At 68.1% G+C, this 12,219-nt stretch carries 8 protein-coding genes; 5 read left to right on the top strand and 3 right to left on the bottom strand.

Features of this window, described 5'->3' with window-relative positions; all coding sequences use genetic code 11:
• The first annotated feature begins 106 nt into the window (after positions 1-106).
• The gene (gene femX / locus B072_RS0109505; RefSeq protein WP_018529702.1) at positions 107-1,228 is read left to right on the top strand and encodes a peptidoglycan bridge formation glycyltransferase FemX; all 1,122 of its coding nucleotides are present in this window, start codon (positions 107-109) and stop codon (positions 1,226-1,228) included.
• A 146-nt stretch (positions 1,229-1,374) separates the two neighbouring features.
• Positions 1,375-2,406, top strand: coding sequence for an alanine racemase (locus B072_RS0109510; protein ID WP_018529703.1), 1,032 nt, complete (start codon positions 1,375-1,377; stop codon positions 2,404-2,406).
• A gap of 94 nt (positions 2,407-2,500) precedes the next feature.
• Here B072_RS0109510 and B072_RS0109515 read toward each other — a convergent pair whose 3' ends face one another.
• Both B072_RS0109515 and B072_RS0109520 read right to left on the bottom strand, forming a co-directional pair.
• Positions 2,501-4,000, bottom strand: a complete 1,500-nt coding sequence (locus tag B072_RS0109515; RefSeq protein WP_043243625.1) for a glycosyltransferase family 87 protein — start codon at positions 3,998-4,000, stop codon at positions 2,501-2,503.
• 129 nt (positions 4,001-4,129) lie between these two features.
• Complete coding sequence (locus B072_RS0109520; RefSeq protein WP_078506359.1) at positions 4,130-6,886, bottom strand: transglycosylase domain-containing protein; 2,757 nt, start codon at positions 6,884-6,886, stop codon at positions 4,130-4,132.
• 374 nt (positions 6,887-7,260) lie between these two features.
• Between B072_RS0109520 and B072_RS0109525 the strand changes: the two genes are divergently transcribed.
• The 3 genes from B072_RS0109525 to B072_RS0109535 all read left to right on the top strand — a co-directional run bounded on the left by B072_RS0109525 (position 7,261) and on the right by B072_RS0109535 (position 10,458).
• A complete protein-coding gene (locus B072_RS0109525; RefSeq protein WP_018529706.1) occupies positions 7,261-7,941 on the top strand; it encodes a PadR family transcriptional regulator in 681 nt (226 codons plus the stop codon).
• 43 nt (positions 7,942-7,984) lie between these two features.
• Positions 7,985-9,067, top strand: coding sequence for an inositol-3-phosphate synthase (locus tag B072_RS0109530; protein ID WP_018529707.1), 1,083 nt, complete (start codon positions 7,985-7,987; stop codon positions 9,065-9,067).
• 137 nt (positions 9,068-9,204) lie between these two features.
• Positions 9,205-10,458: an MFS transporter gene (locus B072_RS0109535; RefSeq protein ID WP_018529708.1), complete on the top strand. Its 1,254-nt coding sequence runs from the start codon at positions 9,205-9,207 to the stop codon at positions 10,456-10,458.
• 71 nt (positions 10,459-10,529) lie between these two features.
• Here B072_RS0109535 and B072_RS0109540 read toward each other — a convergent pair whose 3' ends face one another.
• Complete coding sequence (locus B072_RS0109540) at positions 10,530-12,002, bottom strand: CCA tRNA nucleotidyltransferase (protein ID WP_043243626.1); 1,473 nt, start codon at positions 12,000-12,002, stop codon at positions 10,530-10,532.
• Positions 12,003-12,219: the final 217 nt, after the last annotated feature.

Raw genomic sequence — 12,219 nt, forward strand, 5'->3', positions numbered from 1 at the left:
ACCTCCCATACGGCCAGTCGGGGCGCTCACGGGGCGCAGTAGGCTTCGGCGCGAGAGCCGGAGCCCCTGTACCCATGGGGACACACCAGCCCGAGGAGCGCCCCGAATGAGCCTGACCCTGAGGACCATCAGCCGAGAGCAGCATCTGGCATACATCCAGAGCCTGCCCTCGGCGAGCCACATGCAGGTCCCCGCATGGGCAGATGTCAAAGCGGAGTGGCGCTCCGAGAACATGGGCTGGTTCGACGACCGCACCGGCGAGATGGTCGGCGCGGGCCTCGTGCTGTACCGCCAACTGCCCAAGATCAAGCGGTATCTCGCGTACCTGCCCGAGGGCCCGGTCATCAACTGGTACGCCCCGAACCTCGAAGAGTGGCTGCGCCCGATGCTGGCGCACCTCAAGCAGCAGGGCGCCTTCTCCGTGAAGATGGGCCCGCCGGTCATCATCCGCCGCTGGGAGGCTCCTTCCATCAAGAAGGGCATCCAGGACCCCGATGTGAAGCGCCTGCGCGACATCGAGGCGGACTTCATCGAGCCGCGCGCCTTCGAGGTGGCCGACAAGCTGCGCCGCATGGGCTGGCAGCAGGGCGAGGACGGCGGCGCCGGCTTCGGTGACGTACAGCCGCGCTACGTCTTCCAGGTGCCGCTCGCGAACCGCTCCCTGGAAGAGGTCCACAAGAACTTCAACCAGCTGTGGCGCCGCAACATCAAGAAGGCCGAGAAGGCCGGTGTCGAGGTCGTCCAGGGCGGTTACCAGGACCTCGCCGAGTGGCAGCGCCTGTACGAGATCACGGCCGTGCGCGACCATTTCCGGCCGCGCCCGCTCTCGTACTTCCAGCGCATGTGGACGGCCCTCAACTCCGAGGACCCCAACCGGATGCGGCTGTACTTCGCCCGCCACAACGGTGTGAATCTCTCCGCCGCGACGATGCTCGTGGTCGGCGGGCACGTCTGGTACTCCTACGGCGCCTCCGACAACATCGGCCGCGAGGTCCGGCCCTCGAACGCGATGCAGTGGCGGATGCTGCGCGACGCGTACGCGCTCGGCGCCACCGCCTATGACCTGCGCGGCATCTCCGACTCGCTCGACGAGACCGACCACCTCTTCGGCCTGATCCAGTTCAAGGTCGGTACAGGCGGAGAAGCCGCCGAGTACCTCGGCGAGTGGGACTTCCCGCTCAACAAGCTGCTGCACAAGGCGCTCGACATCTACATGTCGCGGCGCTGACCGGAGGCCGGAAACGGGCCCCGGACGGGTCCGTTCCGGCACTGCGCGCTCCGCTTGTCCGGCGGACCCTGCACAATTCACGTAGCTCCAAAGTTTCTTCATACCTCTGATACACCGCAGCCACGAGAAAGGTTCCGGGACCGGCCATGGCGCTCACGCTCTACGTCGACACCGCGCGCTGGCGGGCACACCACAAGCACGTGCTCGAGCAGTTTCCGGGGCTCGTCCCCGTCTGCAAGGGCAACGGCTACGGCTTCGGCCACGAACGGCTCGCCGAGGAGGCGACCCGCCTCGGCTCCGACACCCTCGCCGTCGGGACGACCTACGAAGCCGCCCGGATCAAGGACTGGTTCAGCGGTGATCTGCTGGTCCTGACCCCGTTCCGGCGCGGCGAAGAACCGGTTCCGCTGCCCGACCGTGTGATCCGCTCCGTCTCCTCCGTCGACGGCGTGCACGGCCTCGTCGGCGCCCGCGTCGTCGTCGAGGTCATGTCCTCGATGAAGCGCCACGGCGTGACCGAGCAGGACCTGCCGCAGCTCGCCCACGCCATCCAGGACGTGCGCCTGGAGGGCTTCGCGATCCACCTGCCGCTGGACCGCACCGACGGCTCGGACGCCGTCGAGGAGGTCATCGGCTGGATGGACCGGCTGCGCGCCGCCCGTCTTCCCCTGCACACCATGTTCGTCAGCCACCTCAAGGCCGACGAACTGGCGCGGCTGCAGCAGCAGTTCCCGCAGACCCGCTTCCGCGCCCGCATCGGTACGCGGCTGTGGCTGGGCGACCACGAGGCCACCGAGTACCGCGGCTCCGTCCTGGACGTCACGCGCGTCGCCAAGGGCGACCGGTTCGGCTACCGCCAGCAGAAGGCCGCTTCCGACGGCTGGCTGGTGGTCGTGGCGGGCGGAACGTCGCACGGGGTGGGTCTGGAGGCCCCGAAGGCTCTGCACGGCGTCATGCCGCGCGCCAAGGGCGTCGCCCGCGCAGGCCTCGCGACGGTGAACCGGAACCTGGCCCCGTTCGTCTGGTCGGGCAAGCAGCGCTGGTTCGCCGAGCCGCCGCACATGCAGGTCTCGATCCTGTTCGTGCCCTCGGACGCCGCCGAGCCGACGGTCGGCGAGGAACTGGTGGCCCATCTGCGGCACACCACCACGCAGTTCGACCGACTCGTGGACCGCTGACCAGCGCTCCACGCGCCCCGTACGTAAGGCGGGCCGGGCACCCACTCGGGTGCCCGGCCCGCCTTACGTCGTCTTGCCCTCTGCCTCTGTTCGCTCAGAGTGAACTGCTCGGGTCCTTGCCCCAGTTCACCGCGGGCGGCTGCTCCCACTCGTGGCCGGCGTGCCGCGGGGGATGGGCCGCGTACCCCAGGACGAAGACGTCCTGCGCCCCGTCCAGGACACCGCCCGACGGATCGTCGTCCCCGGAGCGGCGCACCACGTCCCGGTCGGGCATCCAGATGTCCCGCACGATGACGGCGCACAGGTACAGCGTGCCCAACAGGTGCACGGCGATGGCCAGTTGGTAACCGGCGGTCGGCAGGCCCTGGTGCTTGTCGCCGCTGGTCGTGTACGCGAGGTACAGCCAGATTCCCAGGAAGTACGCGACCTCGCAGGCCTGCCAGATCAGGAAGTCCCGCCACTTGGGCCGCGCCAGAGCGGCGAGCGGGATCAGCCACAGCACGTACTGCGGCGAGTAGACCTTGTTGGTGAGGATGAAGGCGGCGACCACCAGGAACGCCAGCTGCGCGAAGCGCGGCCGGCGCGGTGCGGTCAGTGCGAGAGCCGCGACGCCGAGGCAGGACAGCACCATCAACGCGGTGGCCAGGGTGTTCACCACGTCCGTGTCGAGCGGCGTGTCCATGTGCTGGGAGATGATCAGCCAGAACGAGCCGAAGTCGACGCCGCGTTCCTGGCTGAACGTGTAGAACTTCGACCAGCCCTCGGGCGCGAGGATCATCACCGGCAGGTTCACGACCAGCCACGAGACGACCGCGCCCAGCGTCGCGACCCCGAAGTCCCGCCACTTGCCCGCCCGCCAGCACAGCACGAGCAGCGGGCCGAGCAGCAGGAAGGGATAGAGCTTGGCCGCGGTCGCGAGCCCGAGCAGCACGCCGAAGGCGAGGGCGCGGCCTCGCGACCACATCAGCATCGCGGCCGCTGTGAGGGCCACGGCGAAGAGATCCCAGTTGATGGTGGCGGTCAGCGCGAACGCGGGTGCCAGCGCGACCAGCAGGCCGTCCCAGGGGCGCCTGCGGTGAGTGCGGGCGACGCAGGCGGCGATGACCGCGGCGCAGATCATCAGCATCCCGGCGTTGACCATCCAGTACACCTGCTCCTGGTGCTGGATGGAGCCGCCGCCCGGTGTCAGCCACGCGGCGACCTCCATGAACACACCGGTGAGGACCGGGTATTCGAGGTAGTCCATGTCGCCGGGCAGTTTGTCGAAGTACGGCACGAGGCCGTCGGCGAAGCCGCGCCCCTGGTAGAGGTGCGGGATGTCCGAGTAGCACGCGTGCGTGTACTGGGAGCTCGCGCCGTAGAACCAGGCGCCGTCGTAGCAGGGGAACTTCTGCACCATGCCGAGCGCGAACATGCCGAGCATCACGAGCACGATGACGCGCACAGGCGTCCACCAGGAGCCGCCCAGCAGCGCGCGCCGACCGATGGGTCCGCCGATCAACTCGCTGCCGGCCGCGGCGACCTCGTCCTCTCTGGTCGGCCGTACCGGATCCGGCTGCTGAGGGTTCACGCGCGTCGTCTCTGCACTGGGCATGCCGCACATCCTGCCGTACGAGGCTGAGAACGGGGCGAGGGCCGCCGCACCCGGTCGGTGCGACGGCCCTCGACTGCCGTGGAACACGCAGCGTTTCACGTGAAACACGCTGCGTCGGCGCCGTGGAGGCTAGCCGGTTCCTCCGAAGAGGCCGCCTCCGTTGCCATTGCCTCTGGTCCCGTTGCCGTCGGACTCGGTGGCCGACGGCGACGGTGTCACTCCGCCGTCGGTCCCGCCGTCCGTAGTGCCGTCGGTCGTCCCGCCGTCCTCGTTCTTGCAGGCCCAGTCCCAGTCGCTGCACGTCTCGCTGGGCGACGGCGACGGGTCGGCCGACGACTTGCTCGGAGTCGGGGAGGCCGGGGCGGACGTGGACGGCGGGGCCGTGATCGAAGGAGTCGGCGTGGGGCTCGCGGTCTCGCCGACGATCTTGCCGATGGGCTCCGGGGTTGGGAAGGACTCGTTGGGTTCGCCCGCCATGGCCTTGGCCATGTAGGCATGCCAGATCTGAGCCGGGAACGAAGCACCGTGGATCTTCTTCTGACCGCCCGTTCCGTACATCTCCAGGAACTTGCGGTTCTTGGAGTTCTCGTTGTCGTCCATCCGGTACATCGTGATCGCGGTGGACAGCTGCTTGGTGTAGCCCACGAACCAGGCGGACTTGTTGCCGTCGGTGGTACCGGTCTTGCCGGCCACGTCGCGGCCCGGCAGCCGCGCCGCCGTACCCGTGCCCTTGTCGACCACGGTCTTGAGGACATCGGTGACGTTGTCCGCGACATTCGGCTGGAAGGCGCGCTCGGGCTTGACCGCGTGCCGGTAGATCGTGTCGCCCTCGTGGTCGACGGACTTCACCGAGTACGGGTCGTTCTGCTGACCACTGGCGGCGAACGTGCCGTAGGCGCCGGCCATGCGGATCGCGCTCGGGTCGGAGGTACCGAGGGAGAACGACGGGTAGTTGGCGCTGGCGAAGCTGTTCTCCAGGAGACCCGCGCTCAAGGCGGACTCCTTCACCTTGTCCAGGCCGACGTCCATGCCCAACTGCACGTAGGCGGAGTTCACGGACTCACGCATCGCCTCACGCAGGTCGATCTGGTAGCTCGGACGGTTGTAGGAGGCACCGCCGTCGTTGGTCTGCAGCCACTCCTTGCCCTCCTTGTCCTTCCAGACCGAGCCGTCGTAGTTCTGGATCTTCAGCTTGTTCTTGCCGCTGTAGAGGCTCTTCGGGGAGACGATGGTGCGCGCGCTGTCGGGCTGGTCCTGCCCCTGGTCGGGGTCGAGTACGCCGTACTTGAAGGCGGCCGCCAGCACGAAGGGCTTGAAGGTCGAACCGACCTGGGCACCCGTCACGTCGGCGTTGTTGGTGTAGTGCTTCGTGGCGTCGGTACCGCCGTAGATGGCCTCGATCGCGCCGTCCTTGGGGTTCACCGAAGCACCGCCGAACTGGACGTGCTTGTCCTCTTCCCGCTGGTCCGGCTTGATGCTCTCCTTGCGGACCTTCTTCACAGCATCCTCGAGCTGCTTCACCTTGTTCTTCTTGAACGTGGTGTGGATCTCGTATCCGCCCTGCTGCAGAGCGTTGGCGGTGATCTTGCCGTTGCTGTTGTTGATCACGTACGCCTTGGCGAGGTCGACGAGATAGCCGACCTGGCCGCCCAGCTGGGCGTTGGATCGCGGGCCCTGCAGCTTGGGGAAGCCCTTGTCGATGAACTCGGAGCGCTTCTGGGCGCTCAGGTGCCCGTCCTTCACCTCTTCACCGAGGATCCAGCGCCAGCGCTCCTCGGCCCGCTTCGTGTTCTTCTGCCGGGTGGCGTTGACCGGGTCGATCTCGGGCGAACCGGCGGGGTCGTAGTACGTCGCGCCCTTGAGCACGGACGCGAGGAACGCCGTCTGGCTCGCGTTCAGGTCAGCCGCGTTCTCGTTGAAGTACGTGCGCGCCGCTGCCTGGATCCCGTAGGCACCTCGACCGTAGTACGCGGTGTTGAGGTAGCCGGCCATGATCGTGTCCTTGTTGACCGTCCGGCCGACCTTTATGGAGACGAACAGTTCCTTGAGCTTCCGGGACACCGTCTGCGACTGGTCGTTCAGCATCGCGTTCTTCACGTACTGCTGGGTGATCGTCGAGCCGCCCTGGGTCTCACCGCCCTTGGCCATGTTGAACACGGCGCGGGCGATACCCATCGGGTCGACACCCTTGTCGGTCTCGAACGTCTTGTTCTCCGCCGACATGACGGCGTAGCGCATGGACTTCGGGATGTCCTCGTAGTTGATGATCTGCCGGTTGGTCTCACCACCGGTCGCGACCATCTGGGTCCCGTCGGCCCAGTAGTAGACGTTGTTCTGCGCCTTGGCCGTGTCGGCCACGGTCGGCGTGTCCACCAAGGCGTACGCGATGCCCGCCGCCGCCATCAGGCTCCCCAGGAACCCGACGCACAAGCCCGTCACCAGGCGCCAGGACGGCATCCAGCGCTGCCAGCCGTCCTTGTTGGCACGGGGGTAGTCGATGAACCCCTTCTTCTGCGGACGCCCCGCGCCGCGGCCCCTGCCGCGCCCGGGACCGTTCGGCCCACCGGGGCCACCGGGTCCGCCGCCACCGCGACGGCCGCCGCCACCGGCTCCGCCGCGTCCTGCGCCGCCCTCGGGGGCCTTGCGCCTGCTTCCGCCGCTGCGCTGGGCAGCGCGGCGTGCTTCGGCGCGGCCGCCCCAGGGGCGATCCTCGGCCTCGTTCCCGTACGAACCCGATGATCTCGGGGCGTCGTAGGAATCGGACGGCGACCCGGTGGCGCCACGCGGTGCCGCGCGGCGGCCCGACGGTGCTCCGGACGCTCCGCGACGGGCCGCGGCGCGCCCGCCGCCCTGCGGCTGCGGCGGTTTGCGACGGTGCTCGCTCATCGAACGACTACTCCTCGGGCAGGCGCGGCATCGCGCGCCTGGAAACGGCGTCTGGTTTCCGGTCCCCCCGAAGTACGGATGCGCCCCTTCCGGCGCTCACCCGTACTACACCAGGGACGACGACGTCCTCAGGCGTCACTCGGTTCCCGGTGGTCTGCATGGCGGACAGACTACGCACCGTCAAAACCCACCGAGGGCCGAAGTTCACCCCAAATCAGGCAAGTTACCTCCTGCGAATCGGTGATGTGACGCCGTTCACCGTGATCCCACTTGTCGCAGTCGCAGGCTCGTTCTATCGTGCTGATGTATCGAGTCGATACATCAGCACGACATAAAGAGTCGATACATGGGCCCGCGACAGTGAGGAGGCGACGATGAGCCGACGCTCCGGCATCCTCGAGTTCGCCGTACTCGGACTGCTCCGCGAGTCCCCGATGCACGGCTATGAGCTGCGCAAACGACTCAATACGTCGCTGGGGGTCTTCCGTGCCTTCAGTTACGGGACGCTGTACCCCTGCCTCAAGACGCTGGTCGCGAGCGGCTGGTTGATAGAGGAGCCGGGCACCGGTCCCACCGACGCCTCCGCAGCACCACTCGCAGGGCGTCGCGCCAAGATCGTCTATCGGTTGACGGCGGAAGGTAAGGAGCACTTCGAGGACCTGCTCGCGCAGACCGGCCCCGATGCGTACGAGGACGAGACCTTCGCCGCGCGATTCGCCTTCTTCGGGCAGACGTCGCGCGATGTGCGGATGCGTGTCCTCGAGGGCCGTCGCAGTCGGCTGGAGGAGCGCCTCGAGAAGATGCGCCTCTCCTTCGCCCGCACGCGGGAGCGCCTGGACGACTACACGCTCGAGCTGCAGCGCCACGGCATGGAGTCCGTGGAGCGCGAAGTGCGCTGGCTGAACGAGCTGATCGAGAGCGAGCGCGCGGGCCGTGACCAGCGAAGGTCAGGGCCGGGGGACGCAGCTCAGCAGGACACATCTGGAGAGACGGGCGGCCTGCCCCGGCACCGGGACAGCACCCGGCCGGATCCGTCCGACGACACCGCCATGTGAAGTCCGCTCAGGACTTCACCAGTACACACAGGGAGCAACCGGAATGGGTTCGGTTCGCGTAGCCATCGTCGGCGTGGGCAACTGCGCCGCCTCGCTGGTGCAGGGCGTCGAGTTCTACAAGGACGCTGACTCGGAGACCAAGGTCCCCGGCCTCATGCACGTCCAGTTCGGCGACTACCACGTGGGTGACGTCGAGTTCGTCGCCGCGTTCGACGTCGACGCGAAGAAGGTCGGCCTCGACCTCGCGGACGCCATCGGCGCCTCGGAGAACAACACCATCAAGATCTGCGACGTTCCGAACACGGGCGTCCAGGTCCAGCGTGGCCACACGCTCGACGGTCTGGGCAAGTACTACCGCGAGACGATCGAGGAGTCCGACGAGGCCCCGGCCGACGTCGTCCAGATCCTCAAGGACAAGCAGGTCGACGTTCTCGTCTGCTACCTGCCCGTCGGTTCCGAGGACGCGGCGAAGTTCTACGCCCAGTGCGCCATCGACGCCAAGGTCGCGTTCGTCAACGCTCTCCCGGTCTTCATCGCCGGTACCAAGGAGTGGGCGGACAAGTTCACCGAGGCCGGCGTCCCGATCGTCGGCGACGACATCAAGTCGCAGGTCGGCGCGACCATCACGCACCGCGTGATGGCGAAGCTGTTCGAGGACCGCGGTGTCCGTCTTGAGCGCACCATGCAGCTCAACGTCGGCGGCAACATGGACTTCAAGAACATGCTCGAGCGCGACCGCCTCGAGTCGAAGAAGATCTCGAAGACGCAGGCCGTCACCTCGCAGATCCGCGACCGCGAGCTGGGCGACAAGAACGTCCACATCGGCCCGTCCGACTACGTCGCGTGGCTCGACGACCGCAAGTGGGCGTACGTCCGCCTCGAGGGCCGCGCCTTCGGTGAGGTTCCGCTGAACCTCGAGTACAAGCTCGAGGTCTGGGACTCCCCGAACTCCGCGGGTGTCATCATCGACGCCGTGCGCGCCGCGAAGATCGCCAAGGACCGCGGCATCGGCGGCCCGATCCTCTCCGCGTCCTCGTACTTCATGAAGTCCCCGCCGGTTCAGTACTTCGACGACGAGGCCTACGAGAACGTCGAGAAGTTCATCAAGGGTGAAGTCGAGCGCTGAGCGCTGACCTTCCCTGACGGCCGGTCCGGGTGTTTCACGTGAAACCGTGAAACACCCGCTGCCCGAAGGCTCTTGAGGCCCCCGGATCACACACGTCGTGTGCCCGGGGGCCTTTCTCGTATGTGAGGCTGTGCCCCATGGCTGTCGTCCGTGACCTGCGCGCACTGCTGCGCCTGCGTGACTTCCGGCGCCTGCTCACCCTGCGGCTGCTCTCTCAGGGCGCGGACGGCGTGTACCAGGTCGCGCTCGCCACGTACGTCGTCTTCTCCCCGGAGAAGCAGACCTCCCCTGCCGCGATCGCCTCGGCGATGGCCGTCCTGCTGCTGCCCTACTCACTCGTGGGCCCGTTCGCGGGCGTCCTGCTGGACCGCTGGCGCCGCCGTCAGGTCTTCCTCTACGGCAACCTGCTGCGCGTCCTGCTCGCCTCCGCGACAGCCGGCCTCATGCTGAGCCACGCGCCGGACTGGCTTTTCTACGCCTCCGCCCTCTGCGTCACCGCCGTCAACCGCTTCGTCCTGTCCGGACTCTCGGCCGCGCTCCCTCGTGTCGTCGACGCCGACCGTCTCGTCGTGGCCAACTCGCTCTCGCCGACAGCGGGGACACTCGCCGCGACCCTGGGCGGCGGCCTGGCCTTCGTGGTCCGCCTCGTCGGCTCGGACTCCGACGCGGCGGTGGTCCTGCTCGGCGCCTTCCTCTACCTCTGCGCGGCACTCGCCTCGCTGCGCATGGACGTACAGCTCCTCGGCCCCGACCCGGAGTTGGTGCAGCCGCGTCTCAAGGCGGCCCTGTCCGGCACGGCGCGGGATCTGCTCTCCGGAGTACGCCACCTCGCTTCCCGGCGGCCCGCGGCGCGCGCTCTGGCCGCGATGACAGCGATGCGGTTCTGCTACGGCGCCCTGCTCGTCATGGTGCTGATGCTGTGCCGGTACGCCTGGTCGTCCACGGAGTCCGACGGCCTGGCTCTGCTCGGTCTCGCCGTCGGGATCTCAGGGGCCGGGTTCTTCGTCGCCGCCGTCATCACTCCGGCGGCCGTGGGGCGCTTCGGCGCGAACGGCTGGATGGCGATCTGCGCCGGCATCGCCGCCGTCCTGGAGCTCGCCCTGGGGCTCTCCTTCGAACCGGCTCCGACGCTGGTGGCCGCCTTCGTCCTGGGCCTCACCACACAAGGCGCGAAGATCGCCACCGATACGGTCGTGCAATCGTCCGTCGACGACGGCTTCCGGGGCCGGGTCTTCTCCGTCTATGACGTCCTGTTCAACGCCTCGTTCGTCGGTGCGGCCGCGGTCGCCGCGCTGATGCTGCCGCCGGACGGGCGCTCGGTGCCGCTCGTGATCCTGGTCGCGGCCGTCTATGCCGTCGTCGCGCTGACGATGCGTCGTCGTTTCACGTGAAACAACGCCCCTTCACGAACGAACCGGGGCTCTGTTTCACGTGAAACAAAACCCCGGTCACCGAGAACCACTCAGTCCTGCGCGAGCCCGGCCCACCACTCCTTGAGCGCCGCGGTGGCCGCTTCGTACTCCATCGGCCCGTTCTCCAGGCGCAGCTCCAGCAGGAACTTGTACGCCTGCCCGATCACCGGCCCCGGGCCCACGTCCAGAATCTCCATGATCTGGTTGCCGTCCAGGTCCGGCCGGATCGAGTCCAGCTCCTCCTGCTCCTGAAGACGCGCGATGCGCTCCTCAAGGCCGTCGTAGGCGCGGGACAGGGTGTTCGCCTTGCGCTTGTTGCGCGTCGTGCAGTCGGAGCGGGTCAGCTTGTGCAGCCTCTCCAGGAGCGGACCGGCGTCCCGTACGTAGCGACGTACGGCGGAGTCCGTCCACTCGCCGGTGCCGTAGCCGTGGAAGCGCAGGTGCAGCTCGACGAGGCGCGAGACGTCCTTCACCAGTTCGTTGGAGTACTTGAGCGCGGTCATGCGCTTCTTCGTCATCTTGGCGCCGACCACCTCGTGGTGGTGGAAGGAGACCCGGCCGTCGTTCTCGAAGCGGCGCGTACGGGGCTTGCCGATGTCGTGCAGCAGAGCCGCGAGGCGCAGCGTCAGGTCGGGGCCGTCGGTCTCCAGCGCCATCGCCTGCTCGAGGACGATCAGCGTGTGGTCGTAGACGTCCTTGTGCCGGTGGTGCTCGTCGCGCTCCAGGCGCAGGGCGGGCAGCTCGGGCAGTACACGGTCGGCGAGGCCGGTGTCGACGAGCAGGGTGAGGCCCTTGCGCGGGTGCGCGGAGAGGATCAGCTTGTTGAGCTCGTCCCGGACGCGCTCCGCGGAGACGATGTCGATCCGACCCGCCATCGCCTTCATCGCGGCGACGACGTCGGGAGCCACCTCGAAGTCGAGCTGAGCGGCGAACCGGGCGGCCCGCATCATCCGCAGCGGGTCGTCGGAGAAGGAGTCCTCCGGGGTGCCGGGGGTGCGCAGGACGCGTGCGGCCAGGTCCTCGAGGCCGCCGTGCGGGTCGATGAAGTCCTTCTCCGGCAGCGCGACGGCCATCGCGTTCACGGTGAAGTCGCGGCGGACGAGGTCCTCCTCGATCGAGTCGCCGTACGACACCTCGGGCTTGCGGGAGGTGCGGTCGTACGCCTCGGAGCGGTACGTCGTGACCTCGATCTCGAAGGTCTGGTCGACGCCCTCGACGCGACCGTGCTTCTGGCAGCCGACGGTGCCGAACGCGATCCCGACTTCCCAGACCGCGTCGGCCCAGGGCCGGACGATCTTCAGTACGTCCTCGGGGCGGGCGTCGGTGGTGAAGTCCAGATCGTTGCCGAGCCGGCCGAGCAGTGCGTCCCGGACCGATCCGCCGACCAGGGCGAGCGAGAACCCGGCCTCCTGGAATCGGCGGGCGAGGTCGTCTGCGACAGGTGAGACCCGCAGCAATTCGCTGACCGCGAGGCGCTGCACCTGGCTCAGGGCACTGGGGTTTTCTTCATTGGCGTTCGGCACAACAGGACAGGGTACGTGCCTCGGGCGGCCCGGGCCGAACCGTTTGCCGGGCCCACGGCGTCCACCTGATGAGCGGCCCCCTACCCTGGCTGCACGATCTTGTGGGGCGGACCCAGGCACTCAGGCACAGTGCTCCTCGTTACCATGCGTGGACACATCTGCGACCACTGACGACGACGAGGGACGGACGAGCGCGTGGCCGAGGCGGCAGACTTCC

This window comes from Streptomyces sp. HmicA12 (assembly GCF_000373565.1).
GTDB lineage: Bacteria > Actinomycetota > Actinomycetes > Streptomycetales > Streptomycetaceae > Streptomyces.

Excerpts from the sequence above, each read along its gene's own strand:
- B072_RS0109535 (WP_018529708.1), top strand. The coding sequence starts at position 9,205 with ATGGCTGTCGTCCGTGACCTGCGCGCACTGCTGCGCCTGCGTGACTTC.
- femX (WP_018529702.1), top strand. The coding sequence starts at position 107 with ATGAGCCTGACCCTGAGGACCATCAGCCGAGAGCAGCATCTGGCATAC.
- B072_RS0109510 (WP_018529703.1), top strand. The coding sequence starts at position 1,375 with ATGGCGCTCACGCTCTACGTCGACACCGCGCGCTGGCGGGCACACCAC.
- B072_RS0109530 (WP_018529707.1), top strand. The coding sequence starts at position 7,985 with ATGGGTTCGGTTCGCGTAGCCATCGTCGGCGTGGGCAACTGCGCCGCC.
- B072_RS0109520 (WP_078506359.1), bottom strand. The coding sequence starts at position 6,886 with ATGAGCGAGCACCGTCGCAAACCGCCGCAGCCGCAGGGCGGCGGGCGC.
- B072_RS0109515 (WP_043243625.1), bottom strand. The coding sequence starts at position 4,000 with ATGCCCAGTGCAGAGACGACGCGCGTGAACCCTCAGCAGCCGGATCCG.
- B072_RS0109525 (WP_018529706.1), top strand. The coding sequence starts at position 7,261 with ATGAGCCGACGCTCCGGCATCCTCGAGTTCGCCGTACTCGGACTGCTC.